This is a genomic window from Agrobacterium sp. a22-2 (assembly GCF_012276985.1).
Lineage (GTDB): Bacteria > Pseudomonadota > Alphaproteobacteria > Rhizobiales > Rhizobiaceae > Allorhizobium.
Genome location: NZ_JAAXMM010000009.1, coordinates 231,771 through 250,890, shown reverse-complemented (window position 1 = coordinate 250,890; position 19,120 = coordinate 231,771). Strand labels below are relative to the sequence as shown.

The following is a 19,120-nucleotide window of genomic DNA, read 5'->3' as shown; positions in this document are numbered from 1 at the left end:
TATGTTCGCGCAATCGGAGCCTGAAGTCCGCCCCTCATCCCCCTGCCGGGACCTTCTCCCCGTTCTGACGGGGAGAAGGAGGATGGAGCGCCGACTGTGCCACAAGTCCCTTCTCCCCGCTTGCGGGGAGAAGGTCCCGGCAGGGGGATGAGGGGCGATCCATGACGATGCTCGACTACATCCGCGATCCCGCCGAAATCTATCGGCAGTCCTTCGAGACCATCCGGCGCGAGGCGGATCTGGCGCGGTTTTCGGGCGGCATGGAAATGCTGGCGATCCGGCTGATTCACGCCTGCGGCATGATCGATCTGGCCGGCGATGTCGCCTTCTCAGAAGGCGCCTTCGAGGCTGGCGCGCAGGCTCTGGCCCATGGCGCGCCGGTGCTCTGCGATGTCGAAATGGTCCGCCACGGTATCATCCGCCGGCTGCTGCCGGCCGGCAACGAGGTGCTGTGCCTGCTGAACGACGAGCGGGTGCGCCCGATCGCTGTCGATAGCGGCAATACGCGCTCGGCCGCCCAGGTCGATCTCTGGGACGACCATCTGGCCGGCGCGGTGGTGGCCATCGGCAATGCTCCGACCGCGCTGTTCAGGCTGCTGGAGCGCATAACCGCTGGCGCGCCGCGCCCGGCGCTGATCCTCGGCCTGCCGGTCGGCTTCGTCGGCGCTGCCGAATCCAAGGACGCGCTGATCGCCAATGATCTCGGCATTCCGTTTATCGCGGTGCGCGGCCGGCGCGGCGGCTCGGCCATGGCATCGGCGGCCGTCAACGCGCTGGCCGGGGGGCTCGGCGCCAATGACTGACCGCTGGCTGACCATCATCGGCATTGGCGACAACGGCCTGTCGAGCCTGACGCCGGAGGCCCAGGCGTTGCTCTGGCAGACCGAGACCGTGGTGATCGGCGAGCGGCTCGATCATGTGCTGGAAGGCGGTGCCCTGCCGGAACTGAAGCGCATCCTGAACTGGGGTGGCGGTTTTCGGGAGACCCTGAACGAGGTGCTGAAGCTGCGCGGCACGCCGGTCACGGTATTGGCTACCGGCGATCCCATGCATTTCGGCATCGGCGCGACGCTCAGGCGTTATGTGGCGCTGGAGGAAATGTATATCGTTCCGTCGCCTTCGGCCTTTTCGCTGGCCGCCGCCCGGCTCGGCTGGCCCCTGCAATCCGTGGCGCAGATTTCTCTGCATGGCCGCCCGCTGGCCAGCCTTAACCGTCACATTCTGCCGGGAGCGCGCATCCTGGCGCTGACGTCAGGTGCGGAAACCGTGCACCAGGCGGCCGACCTGCTGGTCGAGCGCGGCTTCGGCGCCTCCATTCTGCATGTGCTGGAGCATATGGGCGGTGAGGAAGAGCGCACCGTGATCATGACCGCCCAGGGCATGGTCGATCATCGGCCCGAGATTGCCGAGTTCAACACGCTCGCGATCGACTGCGCCTATGATGGTGCGCTGCTGTCGCCGGTGCCCGGCCTGCCGGACGATGCCTTTCGCCATGACGGGCAATTGACCAAGCGCGAAGTGCGCGCTGCGACGCTCGCTTTGCTCACGCCGTTTCCCAATGCACTGCTCTGGGATGTCGGCGCCGGCTGCGGCTCGATTGCCATCGAATGGCTGCGCTGCGGCATGGGAACAAAGGCTGTCGCCATCGAGCCGAAGCCGGAGCGGGTGGCGATGATCCGCTTCAACGCCGACACGCTCGGAACGCCGGACCTGAAGGTGGTCGAGGGCGAGGCGCCGGCAGCGCTTGCGGACCTTGATGTGCCCGATGTGATCTTCATTGGCGGCGGCATCACCCACGAGGGCCTGTTCGAGACCTGCTGGGCGGCGCTGCGCAGCGGCGGCTGGCTGGTGGCCAATGCGGTGACCATCGAGGGCGAGGCGCGGCTGGCCGAATTGCGCGGCCTCTTTGGCGGCGACCTGACCCGCATATCGGTGGCCCGTGCCGCGCCGGTCGGGCGCTATTGCGGCTGGAAGTCGCTGATGCCGGTGACCACGTGGTCGGTGACGAAGGGGGCGGATTGACATGACCGGCAAACTTTATGGCCTCGGCCTTGGCCCCGGCGATCCGGAGCTGCTGACCCTGAAGGCCCATCGTATCCTGACGCAGGTGCCGGTGATTGCCTATCCGGCCCCGGATACGGGTCCCAGCTTCGCCCGGCAGATTGCCAGCAGCTATCTGTCCGGCGATCAGGTGGAAGTGCCGATCGTCGTGCCGATGCGAGTCGAGCGCTTTCCGGCCCAGGATATCTATGACGCGGCGGCACTGACCCTGTCGCGCCATCTCGATGCCGGCTCGGATGTCGCGGTTCTCTGCGAGGGCGATCCCTTCTTCTATGGCTCGTTCATGTATCTGTTCGAGCGGCTGGACGGGCACTACCAAACCGAGATCGTGCCCGGTGTCTCGTCGATGATGGCCGCCGCCGCCGCCCTCGGCCAGCCGCTGGCCGCCCGCAACGATGTGCTGAGCGTCGTGCCGGGACCGCTGGACGACGCTGACATCAGCGCTCGAATCGAGGCGGCCGGCGCGGTCGCGATCATCAAGGTCGGCCGGCATTTCGCCCGGATCCGCGCGCTGATCGAGACCATGGGGCTGACAAGTGCCGCAGGTTATGTCGAGCGCGTCAGCCTGCCCGAACAGCGCATCATGCCGCTGGCCGATGTGCCGGAGGCAAGCGCGCCCTATTTTTCGATGATCCTGATCTACAAGGGCAGCGAGGGCTGGGCATCCGGCTCGGCCCATAATGCCCGCAATGGAAGTGCCTCATGACTGTGATTGTGAAACCGGCCGTCCTTCTTCTCTCGCCATCGGCTGCGGCCATCGGCGCCCGGATCGCTGCGGCGATCGGCGGGGAGATCCACGGCGCGAAGGCGCGGCTGGCGGACGCCGATGTGCTGTTCGACGATGTGAAGGCGCATCTGCAGGCGCTGTTTGCCGCCGGCCGCCCGATTGTCGCTGTCATGGCCTCGGGCGCCGTCATCCGCCTTCTGGCGCCTGTTCTGGCCGACAAGCAGTCCGAACCGCCGGTAATCTCTGTCGCCGAAGACGGATCCTCCGTCGTGCCGCTGCTCGGCGGCCATCACGGGGCCAACGATCTGGCGCGCGCCATCGCCGCAGCGATCGATGCCCATGCCGCGATCACCACCGCCGGCGACCTGAAATTCGGCGTGGCCCTCGACCAGCCGCCGGAGGGCTATGTGCTGGCCAATCCGGACGCTGCCAGGGCCGTCATGGCCGAACTGGTGGCGGGGGCCGGCGTGACGCTCGACGTTCCTTCTCCCCGCCTGCGGGGAGAAGGTGCCCGAAGGGCGGATGAGGGGCCGTTGCACGACGAGCGAGATCTGCCCCTCACCCCAACCCTCTCCCCGCAGGCGGGGAGAGGGAGTGTCGCCGCCTGGCTCACCCAATCAAGGCTGCCATTCCAACATGAGGCCCGCGTGACGCTCATCGTCACCGACCAACAGAAGACCGCAGGCGAGCTGGAGCTGGTCTATCACCCGAAGACACTCGTTCTCGGCATGGGTTGCGAGCGCCATGCCTCAAGCCAGGAAGCGATAGCGCTCGCCGAACAGGCCCTGACAGAGAGCGGCTTGGCGCCGCAAAGCCTTTCCGCCGTCGCCTCGATCGACCTCAAGGCCGACGAGACGGCCATTCATGCGGTAGCCGATCATTTCGGCGTGCCGGCCCGGTTCTTCTCAGCGGTTAGGCTGGAAGAAGAAGCGCCAAGGCTGAAGAATCCTTCGGACGTCGTGTTTGCCGAGGTTGGCTGCCATGGCGTTGCCGAAGGGGCGGCGCTGGCCGCAGCCGGTTCGGACAGCGAACTGGTGTCGGAAAAAATCAAGTCGAAGGGCGTCACCGCGGCGATTGCCCGGTCAGCCCAGGTCATCGACCCGCAGACGGCGGGCCGGGCGCGCGGCACGCTGTTCGTGGTCGGCATCGGGCCGGGGGCAAATCAATGGCGCTCGCCGGAGGTCTCCGCCATGGTCTCCGCCTCCACCGACCTGGTCGGCTATTCGCTCTACCTGGATCTGTTGGGCCCCCTGGTCGAAGGCAAGGTCCGCCACGACTTCGACCTCGGCAAGGAAGAAGCGCGCGTCGTGCATGCCATGGAACTGGCCGGGCAGGGCAGGACCGTGTCGCTGGTCTGTTCCGGTGATGCCGGTATCTATGCCATGGCGACGCTGGTCTTCGAACTGTTCGACAAGGGCGGCATTTCGGATGCCGCGTCGCGCATCGAGGTGCAGGTCTCGCCCGGCATTTCCGCCTTGCAGGCCGCCGCCGCGCGGATCGGCGCGCCGCTCGGCCACGACTTCTGCACCATCTCGCTGTCGGATCTGCTGACCCCCTGGGAGCATATCCAGAAGCGCGTCAGGGCGGCCGGCGAGGGCGACTTTGTCATCGCCTTCTACAATCCCGTCTCGATGAAACGCCGCACGCAACTGGCCTTTGCCCGCGACAAGCTGCTGGAATACCGCCCGGCCGACACCCCGGTCATTCTGGCCACCAATCTCGGACGGCCCGGCGAACACGTCCGCACCGTGCCGCTCGGAAGCCTTGATGTCGACGATGTCGACATGCTGACCGTGGTGGTGGTCGGCTCGTCTGAAAGCCGCACGGTGACCACCGGCGACGGCAAGACATGGGTCTACACGCCGCGCGGTTATTCGGGCAAGGCCGAGAGCGGCATGAAGGTGGGCTAGTCGGTAGTGTGGTGGTGGTGGTCGGCTGTCCCTCATCCCCCTGCCGGGACCTTCTCCCCGTCTGGACGGGGAGAAGGGAGTTGCGGCACGGCCTCGGCTCCATCCGCCTTCGCCCCACTTGCGGGGAGAAGGTCCCGGCAGGGGGATGAGGGGCACCGGAACGAACTGAAATTGGATAAGGAATATCAAGCATGACCGTCTATTTCATCGGTGCCGGACCGGGCGCTCCGGATCTCATCACGGTGCGTGGCCTGAGGCTGATCGAGCGGTGCCCGGTCTGCCTCTATGCCGGCTCGCTGGTGCCGGAAGAAACGGTGAAGTGCGCGCCGGAAGGGGCTATCGTCAAAGATACCGCTCCGATGCATCTCGACGAGATCATCGCCGAGATTGTCGCCGCCCATGCCCGGGGAGAGGATGTGGCGCGCGTCCATTCCGGCGATCCGTCGATCTATGGCGCTATCGCCGAGCAGATGCGCCGGCTCGACGCACTCGATATCCCCTATGACGTGGTGCCCGGCGTGCCGGCCTTCGCCGCAACCGCCGCACGCCTCAAGACGGAACTGACCCTGCCGGAAATCGCCCAGACGGTGATCATTACCCGCACCGAGATGAAGGCATCGTCGATGCCGGAATTCGAGACGCTGGAGATTCTCGGAAAATCCCGGGCGACGCTGGCGATCCATCTGTCGATCCGCAACCTGCCCCATATTCGCGACACGCTGGTGCCCTACTATGGCGAGGATTGCCCTGTGGTGATCGCCTATCGCTCAACCTGGCCGGACGAGTTGCTGATCCGCTCGACGCTGAAGGACATGGCCGATGATGTGCGCAAGGCCAAGGTCACCCGCACCGCGCTGATCATGGTCGGCAAGGTGTTCGGCCACGTCGAATTCCGCGATAGCGATCTCTACAATTCCGACTTCACCCATGTGCTGCGCAATGCCGGCAAGAAGAAAAAGAAGGTGGCGGGATAGACGCGAAACGAACCCGGCAGACTGCCGGGCCAATAGCCTGAAACGAGGAGACTGGGATGTCCGAGGATGACGTGACCCATGGCGGTGGATGCCGGTGCGGCCAGGTGCAGATGAAGGTCAGGGGCAAGCCCTTGATCACCATGGCCTGCCATTGCAGCGGCTGCCAGAAGATGACGGCCAGCGCCTTTTCGCTGAGTGCGCTCTATCCGCTCGATGCGGTCGAGATCAGCGGGCTTGAGCCTGTTATCGGCGGGATGCACGGCGAGTTGCGTCATCATTTCTGCCCCCATTGCCTGAGCTGGATCTTTACCCGCGCCGAGGTGATGGGGCCGCTGATCAATATTCGCGCGTCCATGCTCGACAACGTCGCCGAACTGGCGCCTTTCATCGAGACCGGCACCAGCGAGAAGCTGCCGTGGGCGCAGACGCCGGCGGTTCACAGCTATGACATGTTTCCGCCCATGGACGATTTTCCGATTCTGATGCAGGCCTATGCGCAATCCGTCTCCTGATGTCCTGGTGGGATCTTTCAGGGGACGGATCAGGTGTCCGGAGCTTGCGGCTTGAACCGCTGCCTGTCCTCCGATAAGCCGAAAGGGATCGCGGCAGACGACCTGCCGCTCTTCCTCTCAGGCAATATGGCGGCGTCTCATGCATAAGGTCATTTTCGATACGGATCCGGGCGTCGACGACGCCATGGCGCTGCTGTTTCTCCACCACCATCCGGATATCGATTTGATCGGCATTACGACTGTCTTCGGCAATGCCCGCATCGAGACCACGACCCGCAATGCGCTGTTTCTGAAGCGTGAATGGAAAATCGATGCGCCGGTGGCCAAGGGGGCCGGCGACACGTTCATTCCGCACCGCGTCAGCCATGAGCCGCCGACCTTCATTCACGGCGATGATGGCCTGGGCAATATCGGCGTCCCTGATGTCATAGACCTGCCGCTCGACCCGCGGCCCGCCCATCGCTTCATTGTCGAGACGGTTCGAGCAAATCCGGGCGAGGTGACGCTGGTGGCCGTCGGCCGCATGACCAATCTTGCCAATGCCCTGAAAGACGATCCGGATATCCTCGGTCTCGTCAAGCAGGTCGTCATCATGGGCGGCGCCTTCGACACCAATGGCAATGTGACACCCGCGGCAGAGGCCAATATCCATGGCGATCCGGAAGCCGCCGACGTTGTGATGACGGCCAATTGGCCGGTCGTCGTGGTCGGCCTCGATGTCACGCTGCAGACCGTGATGACCAAGCAGGCGCTGGCCGACATCCGCGACGCTGCCGGCAAGCGTGCCGAACTGCTGTTCGATCTGTCACAGTTCTACATCAAGTTCTACGAAAGCCGCGTCGTCGACGGCATGGTGGTCCATGACAGCTGCGCCTGCGCCTATGTCGTGGCGCCTCAGCTGTTTGAGACCCGCTCTGGTGCCATCCGCGTCGTCAGCGGCGGCCTGGCCGATGGCCAGACGATCCAGAAGCCCGACAGCAAGGGCTTCGGCCCGAGCGATTGGGACAATCTGCCGTCCCAGAAGGTCTGCATGGGCATCGATGCGCCGGCCGTTCTGAAACTGATCCACGACACGATCGTGGCTGTGAAGGAAGACTGATCCGTTTCCTTACCAGTCCCGGGCAGTCTCGATTGCCGCCAGCGGTTAGGGTCGTTTCGCTGCTTATGTCGAGACAATGATCGACCTTAACTCGCATTTGTTGTATTTTTATATATTACAATTCGTAAAATTAGCCTTATCGTGTATTATCAACCCAACAACGAATGGAAGGTTGGTGATTATGGCTTTCAATAGGCATGGCGGCACGACAATGCGAGCAGGTGGGCAACCGACGCGACGTGTCACGATCAGCCAAGGCCAATACGAAGTGCTCGATGATCCCGATGCGGTGATAACCACAATTCTTGGTTCCTGCGTTGCAGCCTGCGTCCGGGACATCCATCGCGGGTTTGGCGGCATGAACCATTTCGTGTTGCCGGGCCCGCAACACAAAAGCAACAACGTGGGCGATCCGGCGCGCTACGGGGATCGTCTTATGGAACTGCTGGTCGATTCCCTGTTCAAGCGGGGCGCCAACCGCAACAGTCTGGAAGCGAAAATATTCGGTGGCGCCAACCCGCTCAACACCTTTTCCACGGTTGGGTTGCAGAACGCCGCTTTTGCCAAGCGTTTCCTTGAGGAGAAAGGTATTGATGTCGTCGAGGTCAATGTCGGTGGACCTTATGGCTGCAAGCTCGACTATTGGCCCGTCTCCGGAAAGACCAGGCACACGCTGCTGACGGGTACTTAGCTCAGGGACGGATGTTCATGGCGCTGGCCGCCCGACCATCACGACATCGATGCCCATTTGCCGGGCAGCGGCGATCTTGCCATAGCCGGCAGCACCGCCGGAATTGCGGGCGACGAGACAGGTGATCGAATGGCTTTCAAACAGCGCTCGTTCCGCGTCCGGGTCGGACGACGCCTTACCCAGAACGACAACGGCGTCCGGCAACGGCAGGGCATCGACCGGCCGGTCGATCATGCGGATCACGAACCGGCAATCCGCGCGGCCGGCAAAAGCCGCGATATGTTGACGTCCGAGGGCGAGAAAAACGGTCGCGCCGAGGGGTAAGGCTTCTACTGCGGCGTCCAGTGTGTCCACCGTCAGCCAGCGATCGCCCGGTTCGCGGCGCCACTCGTTGCGCGTCAGGACCTCCAGGGGCACGTTCGACAAGGCACAGGCAGCGCGCGCATTTTCCGATATCCGGGTCGCGAAGGGATGGGTGGCGTCAATGACTTTGGAAATTCCGTTGGCGCGCAGATAGGCGGCAAGACCCTCGATGCCGCCAAACCCGCCGATCCGCACCACGCCGGCCAGCGGTGCCGGCTCCTTCGTTCGGCCGGCAAGCGACGTCGTCACCTCTGCGCCGCCCTGTGCGACGAGACGCGCTGCCAGATCGGCCGCCTCCGCCGTGCCGCCGAGAATGAGGATTTTTTCAAGGGGCATGGGCGAGGATCTGTCCCTTGCGATCGGTGACGATGATATCGACCTCGACCGGCGCGCCGCGCAGCGTATCCAACGCTGTCTGGCGCGCTTTTCCGGCAATTATATGAGCAATGTCGAATTTGCTTTCGGAAGCCAGTTCAAGGACTTCCATCGCCGTGTTCGCAGACTGGATGCGGTTCTTAAGGGCTTGCCCATCGGCAGTCTGCGGGATCAGTCCGGCCAGAAAATCCATGTCGACCTGGCTGCGGCCGGAATGCAGGTCCAGCGCGCCCTGGGCAAGCTTGGTGAGCTTGGCGAACCCGCCGGCGATCGTCAGGCGGGGGACCGGGTGCACGCGCAGATATTTGAGCAGCCCGCCGGCAAAGTCGCCCATGTCGAGAAGCGCACCATCCGGCAGGCCGTGGAAATCCCGCGCCGCCTTCTCCGAGGTCGAACCGGTCGCGCCGAGCACATGGGTCAGCCCCTCGGCGCGGGCGACGTCGATGCCGCGGTGGATCGAATGGATCCAGGCCGAGCAGGAAAACGGATGCACCACGCCCGTCGTGCCGAGCACCGACAAACCGCCCAGAATGCCGAGCCTCGGGTTCCAGGTGTTTTCCGCGATCTTTTGTCCGCCGGGAATGGCGATGGTGATCTCGATATCGGCGGGCACGTCGTGCTCCCGGCACAGCGCCTTGACCTCTGCCTGCATCATGGCGCGCGGCACCGGGTTGATCGCCGGCTCGCCGACGCCGATCGGCAGGCCGGCTTTGGTCACTGTGCCGACGCCATCGCCGGCGACGAAGCGGATGCCGGCACCCTCCGGCAGGCGCCGCACCGTGGCAACGACCGTGGCGCCATGGGTGACATCGGGATCGTCGCCGGCATCCTTGACGATGCCTGCCGAGGCAAAACCGTCACTTAGGATCTCGATGGCCAGCGCGAAGGCCGGCTCTTCGCCGCGCGGCAGGCGGATCGTCACGGGATCTGGGAATTGGCCTGATATCAGTGCGGTCAGCGCCGCCTTGGTGGCGGCCGTGGCACAGGCACCGGTGGTCCAGCCGCGCCTGTGCGCACCCTCCGGCCGGCGGGCGTCCGCAGGCGTCGAAAATGTCGGATCTGGGGGCGCGCTGGCGGGATCGTTCATGGCTTCCTTATAGGCGAGCCGGGGCGGCTTCGAAAGCGCCAGAAACAGCCTTTGCCGATTGCATTTTCAAAAGGGCGGGCATAGAGCAGGACCATGACTGACACTCCCTTTTCGCATCTTCCCTCGATCGCGCCCGGCCATGTCTGGCTTGCGGGCGCCGGTCCGGGTGATCCGGGCCTTTTGACGCTGCTGGCGGCCAAGGCGCTCAGCGAAGCGGATGTCATTGTCCATGATGCTTTGGTCAACGACGATTGCCTGAAAATGGCCCGGGATGGCGCGCTGCTCGAATATGCCGGCAAGCGCGGCGGCAAGCCGTCCGCCAAGCAGCGCGACATCTCGCTGCGCCTGGTGGAACTCGCCAAGGCCGGCCATAAGGTGCTGCGGCTGAAGGGCGGCGATCCCTTCGTCTTCGGCCGCGGCGGCGAGGAGGCCCTGACGTTGATCGAACATGGCGTGCCATTCCGCATCGTGCCGGGCATTACGGCCGGGATCGGCGGCTTGGCCTATGCCGGCATTCCGGTCACCCATCGCGAGATCAACCATACGGTGACCTTTCTCACGGGACATGATTCGTCCGGACTGGTGCCCGACCGGATCGACTGGCCTTCGATCGCCAAGGGATCGCCGGTTATCGTGATGTATATGGCGATGAAGCATATCGGCCGCATCAGCGCCAATCTGATTGCCGCCGGCCGCTCGAAGGACGAGCCGCTGGCCTTCGTCTGCGATGCCGCCACGCCCCAGCAAAGGGTGCTGGAGACCACGCTGGGCGAGGCCGAGAGCGCCATGACGGCAGCCGGCATCGAACCGCCGGCCATTGTCGTCATCGGTGAAGTGGTGCGGCTCAGGCCGTCCCTTGATTGGCTGGGCGCCTTGTCCGGCCGTAAATTGCAGCCCGACCCGTTTGCCGGTCGTGGCCGGAAGGAAAGCGCATGAGCGGCCTGTTGATAGCGGCACCGTCTTCCGCCTCGGGCAAGACCACGGTCACGCTCGGCCTGCTGCGGGCGTTGAAAGCCAAGGGGTTCGCGATTGCACCGGGCAAGGCCGGGCCGGATTATATCGACCCGGCTTTCCATGCGGCGGCAAGCGGCGAGGCCTGTCTCAATTTCGATCCCTGGGGCATGCGGCCGGAACTGCTGCTGGCCAATGCCGCTCTGCATATGTCCGGCGGCAAGGTGCTGGTCATCGAGGCCATGATGGGCCTGTTCGACGGCGCCGCCGACGGCAAGGGTTCGGCCGCCGATCTCGCCACCATTCTCGGCCTGTCCGTCGTGCTGGTGGTCGATTGCGCTAGGGCTTCCCATTCGATCGCCGCGCTGGTCAGCGGCTTTGCCAATTTCCGCGTCGACACCCGCATCGTCGGCGTCATCCTCAACCGGGTCGGCAGCGAACGCCACGAGATCATGCTGCGCGGCGCCCTTGCCGGCATCCGCATGCCGGTCTTCGCCGTCATCCGCACCGACAAGTCGCTGACCCTGCCGGAGCGCCATCTGGGCCTGGTGCAGGCCGGAGAGCATGCCGAACTCGATGCCTTCATCGACCGGGCGGCCGACATTGTCGCTGCCGATTGCGACCTGGACGGGCTGATGCGCACCGCCCGCCACATTCCCGATCGTGCCTCGGATGCCAATATCGATCGGCTGCCACCGCTCGGCCAAAAGATCGCCGTGGCGCGCGATCTGGCCTTTGCCTTTTCCTATGAGCATATGCTGCTCGGCTGGCGACGGCGCGGTGCAGAGATCTCGCTCTTCTCGCCGCTTGCCGACGAGGCGCCGGCAGCAGACGCCGATGCCGTCTATCTGCCGGGCGGCTATCCCGAACTGCATGCCGGACAAATTTCGGCAGCGGCCAATTTCCGCAGCGGCATGGCGGCGGCTCGCGACCGCGGCACCAGGATTTTCGGCGAGTGCGGCGGATACATGGTGATGGGCGACAGCCTGATCGATGCCAAGGGCAAGGGTCATGCGATGCTCGGCCTGCTGCCGCTCACCACCAGTTTCGAGACGCGGCGGCGCCAGCTCGGCTATCGCCGGCTGAAGCCGGTGGACGGCTCCTTTTTCGCGGCCCCGATGAGTGGCCACGAGTTCCACTATGCTACCATCGTGTCGGAAGGGGCGGGCGACCGGCTGTTCGATGTCGAGGATGCGCTGGGGACGTCGCTCGGATCGTTCGGCCTCAGGCAGGGCAAGGTCGCCGGCTCCTTCATGCATCTGATCGATCTTGCCGCGAGTGCCGTCTGATGAGTGCCGCGATCGTCCATGGCGGCGGCATCGCCGCGGCGGCGACGCTTTACGGCGGACGGCCAGAAGACTGGCTCGACCTGTCGACCGGCATCAATCCCTGTCCGCCTGAACTGCCGGACATCCCGGCGCGCGCCTGGCACCGCCTGCCGGACCGCGAACTGGAGGCGGCGGCCCGCCTTGCGGCGAAGGGCTTCTACCAGTCGGGTGAACGCCTGCCGCTGCCGGTGCCCGGTACGCAATCGGCGATCCAGCTGCTGCCGCGCCTGGCCGATCCGGCCAAGCGCGTCGCCATTGTCTCGCCGACCTATGGGGAATATGGGCGCGTCTTTGCCCAGGCGGGCTTTGCCGTCGACGCGGTGACCTCGCTGGAGGAGATCGACACCCGACATGGCCTGGTCGTCGTCGCCAATCCCAACAATCCGACCGGCCGGACCTTTTCTTCCGCGGACCTGGCGGCCCTGGCGGCGCGGTTGCAGCCGAGCGGTGGCTGGCTGGTCGTCGACGAGGCTTTCGGTGATATTGCGCCGCTGGCCAGCATGGCCGGCCGGACCGACGCCAACCTCATCGTCCTGCGCTCCTTCGGCAAGTTTTTCGGCATGGCCGGCATCCGGCTTGGTTTTGTCATCGCCGACGACAGCGTCACGGCTCGCTTGGCCGATTGGCTGGGACCATGGGCCGTCTCAGGCCCGGCCTTGGCGATTGCCACGGCGCTTTTCTCGGCGGATCGCCAGCCGATCCACGCCCGGATCATTGAGCGTTGTGCAGCCCTTCAGCAGATCCTCGGTGGCGCAAGACTGCGGATTGCCGGCGGGGCAGGGCTGTTCGCACTGGTCGAGGATCCCGATGCCGCTGCGCTCCACGCACATCTCTGCGCGGCCCATATCCTGACGCGCCGTTTCGACTATGCGCCGACCTGGCTGCGTTTCGGTCTGGCGCCGGATGACGAGGGGGATGCGCGGCTGGCGGCAGCACTCGACGACTGGCGGCAGCGCCAGCGATGATGCAACTCCTCACGCTCCTGCTGGCCTTGCTGCTCGACCGGCTGGTTGGCGATCCGCCGTGGCTGTGGAAGCGCCTGCCGCATCCGGTCGTGCTGTTCGGCGCCGCCATTTCCGCCTGCGACCGAGGACTGAACCGGGCGCACTGGTCGCCGCGACGCAGGCGGTTTGGCGGCGTTCTGGCCATCGTCATCCTTCTTGCCGTGTCGCTTCTTCTCGGGACGGTGCTGCACCGTCTGCTCGGTCCTCTGGGCCTCTTCGGCTTTGTTCTGGAAAGCGTCATCGCGGCTATCTTCCTGGCGCAGAAAAGCCTGACCGATCATGTCTCGGCCGTGGCCGCCGGACTGCGCGACGGCGGGATCGCCGGTGGGCGCAAGGCGGTGTCGTTGATCGTCGGCCGCGACCCGGAGACGCTGGACGAGCCCGGCGTGTGCCGCGCGGCAATAGAGAGCCTTGCGGAAAACTTTGCCGACGGCGTCGTGGCGCCGGCGCTCTGGTACGCCTTGCTCGGCCTGCCCGGCATCCTTGCCTACAAGATGCTCAACACCGCCGATTCGATGATCGGCCACAAGTCGGACAAATATCGGGATTTCGGCTGGGCCTCGGCGCGCCTCGACGATCTTGCCAATTGGCCGGCGGCGCGCCTGTCGGCCCTGCTGATTGCAGCCGGCGCTTTGTGGAGCGACGGGCGCCGCGCCGGTGGGCATTCGCTCTCGGTCGCGCTGCGGGATCACGGCCTGCACCGCTCGCCCAATTCCGGCTGGCCGGAAGCGGCCATGGCCGGTGCGCTCGATATCGGTCTTGCCGGTCCAAGGGTCTATGCCGGCCAACGTGTCAGCGAGCCGATGATGAACGGCGCCGGTCGACGCAATTTGGGTGCGGCAGATATAGACGCCGCCGTCAGAGTTCTGCAGGCGGCCTGGCTCGCCTTGTGGCTTGTCGTGCTGCTCGCAGTGGTCGTGTCGTTGTAAAAATATCTTGTTAATCGTGATTTTTACCATTTGTGTTAGCGATAATGCACGAATGGCAAGTCGAGCCGTGTACATTTTTTAAGAACTATTGTTCCATGCTGAAGGAAATCGGAAATCTATCGATCCGGATGGGGGAACAATGAAGAAAATCTTGATTTTGATGGCCGCTATGCTGGGTAGCCAGTGTCTTCCTGTTGTTTCGGAAGCGGCAAACCTGGTGGCGCGCGTCAGTCTGGAACATCAGACCATGACGGTCACGGAAAACGGCTTCGTCAAGTATCGATGGAAAGTTTCGACTGGCCGAAAGGGCTATATAACGCCAACTGGCAGCTACAGCGCCAAATGGGCCTCGAAGAATCATCGCTCCCGCAAGTATGACAATGCGCCGATGCCATTTGCGATCTTCTTCAAGGGTGGATATGCCGTGCATGCCACCTATGAAACCAAGCGGCTCGGCCAGCCGGCCTCTCATGGCTGCGTGCGCCTGCATCCCGAAGATGCGGCCCGGTTCTTCTCGCTGGCGACCCAGACAGGCCTCGGCAACACGAGGATCGTCATCACCCGCTGACGCGGGTGTTGACGAGGACAGACCGGTAATCGGAGTGAGACGTCAGTCGATGCCGGCGGCGTTGCGCAGGCGGCGCGGGTCCGGCACGATGACATGCCGGTTGTTCTCGATGACGATAATGCCTTCCTTGCGCAGCTTGGTCATCTGCCGGCTGACGGTTTCGATCGTCAGGCCGAGGAAGTCGGCGATGTCGGCGCGCGACAGCGGCAGGTCGAATGTCGTGCTGGTGGCCTTCATCGGGTCGATATGGGTGGCGATCAGATAGAGAAAGCTGGCGACCTTTTCCTGCGCCGTCTTGCGGCCCAGCGTCAGCATCCAGTCGCGTGCCTCGTCGAGTTCCTTCAGCGACTGGCTATGCAGCTTGCGCTCGAAATCGGGAACTTGCGTGACCATCCGGTCGATCAGGGCGCGCGGGAAGGCGCAGATTTCCGCGTCGGTGGCCGCCTCTGCCGTCAGGCTGCTTTCCTCGAGAAAAGGCCGACCCATGAAATCGGGGGCGAATTGCAGCCCGACGATCTGCTGGCGTCCGTCGGCCATCATTTTCGACAGCTTGACGACGCCGGCCAGGATATTGCTGTAGGACGAGACCTGTTCGCCCTGGCCGATCACCTCGCTGCCTGCATCCACCTTGCGGCGCGTCGAATGTTTGTTCAGCTCGACCAGCTGGGATGCCGTCAGGGTTGCGCAGACACCACCATGTCGAGCTTCGCAAGCGCGACAAACCTGTGGGGCTTCGCTATCGGCATAGGGTTTCGAATTCTGCGTGTCCATATCCGCTCCCGGTTCGGCCAAATTGCCGAAGCATGATGTGATGCTCTTTGACACGATTGTTTCCAGAGATTCGTCCGAAAAGTGCTCGGACGAAGATCATGCGGATTAGCTTCCGTCAATTATCCAAATCTAGCAGGAAATTGATCGAAGTCAAAGGCTGGAAGGCCTGCCGGCGTTATCAGCTAGTCTAATGATGTTCGCCTCGCAAGGGTCCGGAGGAACGATGAACAACGCCTTGTTAGCCAAATATTCCAGCGCTGTACCGCGTTACACAAGCTATCCGACGGCGCCACATTTTCATGATGGCATCGGGTGCGGCATATATGCGCAGTGGTTGCAGGAACTGCATTCCGGCCACGATCTTTCGCTCTACATCCATATTCCCTATTGCGACCGGCTGTGCTGGTTCTGCGCCTGCCATACCAAGCACACCCTGAAATACGAACCCATCACCGCCTATCTTGCGGCCCTGAAGCATGAGATCGAAAAGGTCGGATCGCTGGTCAGCCCCGATGTCCGCGTCAGCGCGGTGCATTTTGGCGGCGGCTCGCCCACCATGCTGCGGCCGGACGACATGATCGCGCTGATGGCGGACCTGCGGGCAGCCTTCACCTTCCGCGACGATGTCGAGATCAGCGTCGAGATGGATCCGAACGATCTGGACGAACCGCGCTACGATGCACTGGCGGTGATCGGCATGACGCGGGCAAGCCTCGGTGTTCAGGATTTCAATCCGACCGTGCAGAAGGCCATCAACCGCATCCAGACCTTCGAGCAGACGCGCTCCGTGGTCGAGGCGGTGCGGGCGAGGGGCGTGCATTCCGTCAATTGCGACATTCTCTATGGCCTGCCGCACCAGACGCTGGAGACGCTGACGAGTACGGTACACGATATCGTCTCCCTGTCGCCGGACCGCATCGCTTTGTTCGGTTATGCCCATGTTCCGTGGATGAAGAAGCACCAGACGATGATCCCGGAGGATATCCTGCCGGATATCGAGGAACGGTTCCGGCAGATGAGCCGTGCCGCCGAGCTTCTGGTGGCTGCCGGCTACGAGCCGATCGGCATCGACCATTTTGCAAGGCCGGACGACACGCTGGCGGTCGCGGCACGAGAAGGGCGTCTGCGCCGCAATTTTCAGGGCTATACCGACGATGCCGCCGACGCGCTGATCGGGCTTGGTGCATCCTCCATCGGGCAATTGCCGCAGGGCTATGTGCAGAACATGCCGGCAACCGGCGAATATCAGCGGCTGGCGACCGATCAGGGCCTGACGGTGGTGCGCGGCATCGCGCTGTCGGAGGAGGACCGCATGCGCGCTCTGGTCATCGAGCGGATCATGTGCGGCTTCGCGTTCTCCTTTGCTGAAATCCGTGGCCTATATCCCGCACTCGCCGAAGATGTCATCGCCGAAGCACGGCTCTTTGCGGCAGGCAACCAGGACGGTATCTGTCAGATCGACGCCGAAGGGCTCAGGCTGACGGACCTCGGCAAGCCATTCGCACGCAGCGTTGCCGCGGCCTTCGACAGCTATCTGTCGAACGGCAAGGGGCGCCATTCGATTGCTGTTTAGGCAACACTGACACGCCATTTTGTTCCACTGCGCAATCTGGCCATTGGCTTTTGGGATTGTTTTGCCTATGTGGGACGCTGAATAGGATTTTTACGAGGATGATTGGCGTGACTGCTACATTTGACAAAGTTGCCGACATTATCGCTGAGACCAGCGAAATTGACCGCGAGACCATTACGCCGGAAAGCCACACGATCGACGACCTCGGTATCGACAGCCTCGACTTTCTCGATATCGTCTTCGCCATCGACAAGGAATTCGGCATCAAGATCCCGCTGGAACAGTGGACCCAGGAAGTCAACGAAGGCAAGGTTTCGACCGAAGCGTATTTCGTGTTGAAAAATCTCTGCGCCAAGATCGACGAACTCAGGGCAGCCAAGGGCTGATCAAGCCAGGCGACCGGAGGTCCCCATGCTGCTGGAATATTTCCAGATGATCGACAAGGTGGAGGCGGTCAGCCTTCGCGACGGAAAGCTCAAGGCGCGCTCGGTCGTGCCTGAGAAAAGCCCCGTCTTCGAGGGCCATTTCCCAGGCATGCCGCTCGTGCCGGGCGTGTTGCTGATCGAGACCATGGCCCAGGCATCGGGCATGCTCGTGCTGGCCGTCACCGATTTTGCCGCCATGCCCTTCCTGATGTCTGTCGACGGCGCCAAGATGCGCACCTTCGTGGAACCCGGCGCCGTGCTGGACATCGAAGCCGATCTTGAGCATGACGGTTCCGGTTTTGCCGTCACCAAGGCGCGCATCACCTCGGGCGGCAAGAAGGTTTGCGATTGCCAGCTCAAGCTGCGCACCATGCCCTTCAATGAAATTCCGCTGGCCGATATCGTGCGCAAACGCGCCGAAGAGGTCGGCCTGATGGACGCCATCGCCGCCAATTCCTGAAGCGACGTCCGCCGAAGGCCCTCGGGCGCGAAGATGGAGCGGCCGTCCTTGTCGACCAAGGACCGCCGGGCTCCACACAAGAGGATATGAAATGGACAAGACGCCGAACGATGTGGTGATCACCGGCATAGGCATCGTCACCTGCCACGGCACCGGCAAGGATCCGCATGTCGCGCTGCTCTGCGGGCCGACGGCGCCTCGCCCCCCGATCGAGGCGGAGGCTTTCAAGCCCTATCCGATCCATCCGCTGCCGCCGATCGACTGGTCGCAGCAGATTGCCAAGCGTGGCGATCAGCGGCAGATGGAGAACTGGCAGCGGCTGGGCGTCTACACCGCCGGCCTGGCGCTCGACGATGCCGGTCTGAAGGACGACCTGGAAGCCTGCGGCACCATGGACATGATCGTCGCCGCCGGTGGCGGCGAGCGCGACGTCACGGTCGATACGCTGATCGTCGACGAGGGCCTGAAGCGCAATGATCGCGACATGCTGCTCAACGAGAAGCTGACGACCGAGCTGCGGCCGACGCTGTTCCTGGCGCAATTGTCCAATCTGATGGCGGGCAATATTTCCATCGTCCATAAGGTGACCGGATCGTCGCGTACCTTCATGGGCGAGGAGTCGGCCGGCATCTCGGCGATCGAGACCGCTTTTGCTCGCATCAAGGCCGGTCAGTCGACCCACACGCTGGTTGGTGGCGCCTTCGTGGCGGCGCGCGCCGATATCTTCCTGCTGGTCGAGGGCATCAATGCCCATGCAACGGGAGACTGGCAGCCGCTGTGGTCGCGTGCCGGTGGCGGTGAGGGCGGCGGCATGGTGCTCGGCACGGTCGGCGCGTTCCTCGTGCTGGAATCGCGTGCTCATGCCGAGGCGCGCGGCGCCCATATCTATGCGGCGATCGATGCGATCGAGGGCGACCGCGGCAGCCGCGACCAGGGCAAGTTCGAAGACCGGCTGGCCCGGCTTTCGGCAGACATGGGCCAGCCTGTGCCGGCCGACACGGTGGTCTTTTCCGGTGCCAGCGGCCTGCATGATCTGTCGGCCCGCGAGAAACTCGCGCTGGAAACGGCCTTTCCGGGCGCGCCGTTGCGCGCCTATGGCAGCATGACGGGTCACGGGCTTGAGGCGCAATTCCCGCTCGGCCTGGCGCTCGCAGCGCTTGCCATCGATACCGGCGCGACGGTGCCGCCATTCGACCCCGCCCACGAAACCGTCATGACCAGCGGCGCGCAGCACGCCGTCGTAACCACGGTCGGCTATACCCGCGGCGAAGGCATGGCCATGCTTTCGGCCGAGGCGTAAGGAGAGTTGCAG

Annotated in this window: 19 protein-coding genes and 1 pseudogene; 17 read left to right on the top strand and 3 right to left on the bottom strand. The window is 63.8% G+C overall.

The genetic code is table 11. The annotated features are described in order from the left end of the window. Positions 1–167 precede the first annotated feature (167 nt). The 8 genes and pseudogenes from HFC70_RS16015 to HFC70_RS15980 form a co-directional block, all read left to right on the top strand. A complete protein-coding gene (locus tag HFC70_RS16015) occupies positions 168–803 on the top strand; it encodes a precorrin-8X methylmutase (protein WP_168474304.1) in 636 nt (211 codons plus the stop codon). Further along, a complete protein-coding gene (gene cbiE / locus HFC70_RS16010; protein ID WP_168474267.1) occupies positions 796–2,022 on the top strand; it encodes a precorrin-6y C5,15-methyltransferase (decarboxylating) subunit CbiE in 1,227 nt (408 codons plus the stop codon). Before HFC70_RS16015 ends, cbiE begins: the two co-directional genes overlap by 8 nt. A 1-nt stretch (position 2,023) precedes the next feature. Next, the gene (cobI, locus tag HFC70_RS16005; RefSeq protein WP_168474266.1) at positions 2,024–2,767 is read left to right on the top strand and encodes a precorrin-2 C(20)-methyltransferase; all 744 of its coding nucleotides are present in this window, start codon (positions 2,024–2,026) and stop codon (positions 2,765–2,767) included. Further along, on the top strand, positions 2,764–4,698 hold the full coding sequence (cobJ, locus tag HFC70_RS16000; protein WP_168474265.1) for a precorrin-3B C(17)-methyltransferase: 1,935 nt from the start codon (positions 2,764–2,766) through the stop codon (positions 4,696–4,698). The genes cobI and cobJ overlap by 4 nt, the downstream gene beginning before the upstream one ends. A gap of 191 nt (positions 4,699–4,889) precedes the next feature. Beyond that, positions 4,890–5,672: a precorrin-4 C(11)-methyltransferase gene (cobM, locus tag HFC70_RS15995; protein WP_168474264.1), complete on the top strand. Its 783-nt coding sequence runs from the start codon at positions 4,890–4,892 to the stop codon at positions 5,670–5,672. 56 nt (positions 5,673–5,728) lie between these two features. Then, positions 5,729–6,184: a GFA family protein gene (locus HFC70_RS15990; RefSeq protein WP_168474263.1), complete on the top strand. Its 456-nt coding sequence runs from the start codon at positions 5,729–5,731 to the stop codon at positions 6,182–6,184. A gap of 139 nt (positions 6,185–6,323) precedes the next feature. Beyond that, positions 6,324–7,283, top strand: a complete 960-nt coding sequence (locus HFC70_RS15985; protein ID WP_168474262.1) for a nucleoside hydrolase — start codon at positions 6,324–6,326, stop codon at positions 7,281–7,283. Between the two features lie 181 nt (positions 7,284–7,464). Then, positions 7,465–8,015: pseudogene (locus tag HFC70_RS15980) on the top strand (hypothetical protein); the annotation flags it as partial. Here HFC70_RS15980 and HFC70_RS15975 read toward each other — a convergent pair. Further along, complete coding sequence (locus HFC70_RS15975; protein ID WP_168474261.1) at positions 7,990–8,673, bottom strand: cobalt-precorrin-6A reductase; 684 nt, start codon at positions 8,671–8,673, stop codon at positions 7,990–7,992. The pseudogene HFC70_RS15980 and the gene HFC70_RS15975 overlap by 26 nt on opposite strands. Continuing rightward, positions 8,663–9,799 carry a cobalt-precorrin-5B (C(1))-methyltransferase gene (locus HFC70_RS15970; RefSeq protein WP_168474260.1) on the bottom strand — a complete coding sequence of 379 codons (1,137 nt, stop codon included), beginning with the start codon at positions 9,797–9,799 and terminating at the stop codon, positions 8,663–8,665. The genes HFC70_RS15975 and HFC70_RS15970 overlap by 11 nt, the downstream gene beginning before the upstream one ends. Positions 9,800–9,892: 93 nt before the next feature. Here HFC70_RS15970 and cobA point away from each other — a divergent pair, with 93 nt between their 5' ends. The 5 genes from cobA (at position 9,893) to HFC70_RS15945 (ending at position 14,579) form a co-directional block, all read left to right on the top strand. Continuing rightward, positions 9,893–10,735: a uroporphyrinogen-III C-methyltransferase gene (cobA, locus tag HFC70_RS15965; protein ID WP_168474259.1), complete on the top strand. Its 843-nt coding sequence runs from the start codon at positions 9,893–9,895 to the stop codon at positions 10,733–10,735. Continuing rightward, the gene (locus HFC70_RS15960; protein WP_168474258.1) at positions 10,732–12,039 is read left to right on the top strand and encodes a cobyrinate a,c-diamide synthase; all 1,308 of its coding nucleotides are present in this window, start codon (positions 10,732–10,734) and stop codon (positions 12,037–12,039) included. The genes cobA and HFC70_RS15960 overlap by 4 nt, the downstream gene beginning before the upstream one ends. Then, positions 12,039–13,043: a threonine-phosphate decarboxylase CobD gene (gene cobD, locus HFC70_RS15955; protein ID WP_168474257.1), complete on the top strand. Its 1,005-nt coding sequence runs from the start codon at positions 12,039–12,041 to the stop codon at positions 13,041–13,043. Before HFC70_RS15960 ends, cobD begins: the two co-directional genes overlap by 1 nt. Beyond that, positions 13,040–14,011 carry an adenosylcobinamide-phosphate synthase CbiB gene (cbiB, locus tag HFC70_RS15950; protein ID WP_168474256.1) on the top strand — a complete coding sequence of 324 codons (972 nt, stop codon included), beginning with the start codon at positions 13,040–13,042 and terminating at the stop codon, positions 14,009–14,011. Before cobD ends, cbiB begins: the two co-directional genes overlap by 4 nt. A gap of 139 nt (positions 14,012–14,150) precedes the next feature. Beyond that, the gene (locus HFC70_RS15945) at positions 14,151–14,579 is read left to right on the top strand and encodes a L,D-transpeptidase (RefSeq protein WP_168474255.1); all 429 of its coding nucleotides are present in this window, start codon (positions 14,151–14,153) and stop codon (positions 14,577–14,579) included. Between the two features lie 42 nt (positions 14,580–14,621). Here HFC70_RS15945 and HFC70_RS15940 read toward each other — a convergent pair whose 3' ends face one another. Further along, positions 14,622–15,350, bottom strand: a complete 729-nt coding sequence (locus HFC70_RS15940) for a Crp/Fnr family transcriptional regulator (RefSeq protein ID WP_168474254.1) — start codon at positions 15,348–15,350, stop codon at positions 14,622–14,624. Between the two features lie 223 nt (positions 15,351–15,573). Between HFC70_RS15940 and hemN the strand changes: the two genes are divergently transcribed. The 4 genes from hemN (at position 15,574) to HFC70_RS15920 (ending at position 19,108) form a co-directional block, all read left to right on the top strand. Beyond that, entirely contained in the window at positions 15,574–16,923 is a 1,350-nt protein-coding gene (gene hemN / locus HFC70_RS15935) for an oxygen-independent coproporphyrinogen III oxidase (protein ID WP_168474253.1), read from the top strand. Between the two features lie 107 nt (positions 16,924–17,030). Next, the gene (locus tag HFC70_RS15930; protein ID WP_168474252.1) at positions 17,031–17,309 is read left to right on the top strand and encodes an acyl carrier protein; all 279 of its coding nucleotides are present in this window, start codon (positions 17,031–17,033) and stop codon (positions 17,307–17,309) included. Between the two features lie 25 nt (positions 17,310–17,334). Further along, positions 17,335–17,808, top strand: coding sequence for a 3-hydroxyacyl-ACP dehydratase FabZ family protein (locus HFC70_RS15925; RefSeq protein WP_168474251.1), 474 nt, complete (start codon positions 17,335–17,337; stop codon positions 17,806–17,808). 91 nt (positions 17,809–17,899) lie between these two features. Continuing rightward, positions 17,900–19,108 carry a beta-ketoacyl-ACP synthase gene (locus tag HFC70_RS15920; RefSeq protein WP_168474250.1) on the top strand — a complete coding sequence of 403 codons (1,209 nt, stop codon included), beginning with the start codon at positions 17,900–17,902 and terminating at the stop codon, positions 19,106–19,108. Positions 19,109–19,120 lie beyond the last annotated feature (12 nt).

Excerpts from the sequence above, each read along its gene's own strand:
- HFC70_RS16015 (WP_168474304.1), top strand. The coding sequence starts at position 168 with ATGCTCGACTACATCCGCGATCCCGCCGAAATCTATCGGCAGTCCTTC.
- cbiE (WP_168474267.1), top strand. The coding sequence starts at position 796 with ATGACTGACCGCTGGCTGACCATCATCGGCATTGGCGACAACGGCCTG.
- cobI (WP_168474266.1), top strand. The coding sequence starts at position 2,024 with ATGACCGGCAAACTTTATGGCCTCGGCCTTGGCCCCGGCGATCCGGAG.
- cobJ (WP_168474265.1), top strand. The coding sequence starts at position 2,764 with ATGACTGTGATTGTGAAACCGGCCGTCCTTCTTCTCTCGCCATCGGCT.
- cobM (WP_168474264.1), top strand. The coding sequence starts at position 4,890 with ATGACCGTCTATTTCATCGGTGCCGGACCGGGCGCTCCGGATCTCATC.
- HFC70_RS15990 (WP_168474263.1), top strand. The coding sequence starts at position 5,729 with ATGTCCGAGGATGACGTGACCCATGGCGGTGGATGCCGGTGCGGCCAG.
- HFC70_RS15985 (WP_168474262.1), top strand. The coding sequence starts at position 6,324 with ATGCATAAGGTCATTTTCGATACGGATCCGGGCGTCGACGACGCCATG.
- HFC70_RS15975 (WP_168474261.1), bottom strand. The coding sequence starts at position 8,673 with ATGCCCCTTGAAAAAATCCTCATTCTCGGCGGCACGGCGGAGGCGGCC.
- HFC70_RS15970 (WP_168474260.1), bottom strand. The coding sequence starts at position 9,799 with ATGAACGATCCCGCCAGCGCGCCCCCAGATCCGACATTTTCGACGCCT.
- cobA (WP_168474259.1), top strand. The coding sequence starts at position 9,893 with ATGACTGACACTCCCTTTTCGCATCTTCCCTCGATCGCGCCCGGCCAT.
- HFC70_RS15960 (WP_168474258.1), top strand. The coding sequence starts at position 10,732 with ATGAGCGGCCTGTTGATAGCGGCACCGTCTTCCGCCTCGGGCAAGACC.
- cobD (WP_168474257.1), top strand. The coding sequence starts at position 12,039 with ATGAGTGCCGCGATCGTCCATGGCGGCGGCATCGCCGCGGCGGCGACG.
- cbiB (WP_168474256.1), top strand. The coding sequence starts at position 13,040 with ATGATGCAACTCCTCACGCTCCTGCTGGCCTTGCTGCTCGACCGGCTG.
- HFC70_RS15945 (WP_168474255.1), top strand. The coding sequence starts at position 14,151 with ATGAAGAAAATCTTGATTTTGATGGCCGCTATGCTGGGTAGCCAGTGT.
- HFC70_RS15940 (WP_168474254.1), bottom strand. The coding sequence starts at position 15,350 with ATGGACACGCAGAATTCGAAACCCTATGCCGATAGCGAAGCCCCACAG.
- hemN (WP_168474253.1), top strand. The coding sequence starts at position 15,574 with ATGAACAACGCCTTGTTAGCCAAATATTCCAGCGCTGTACCGCGTTAC.
- HFC70_RS15925 (WP_168474251.1), top strand. The coding sequence starts at position 17,335 with ATGCTGCTGGAATATTTCCAGATGATCGACAAGGTGGAGGCGGTCAGC.
- HFC70_RS15920 (WP_168474250.1), top strand. The coding sequence starts at position 17,900 with ATGGACAAGACGCCGAACGATGTGGTGATCACCGGCATAGGCATCGTC.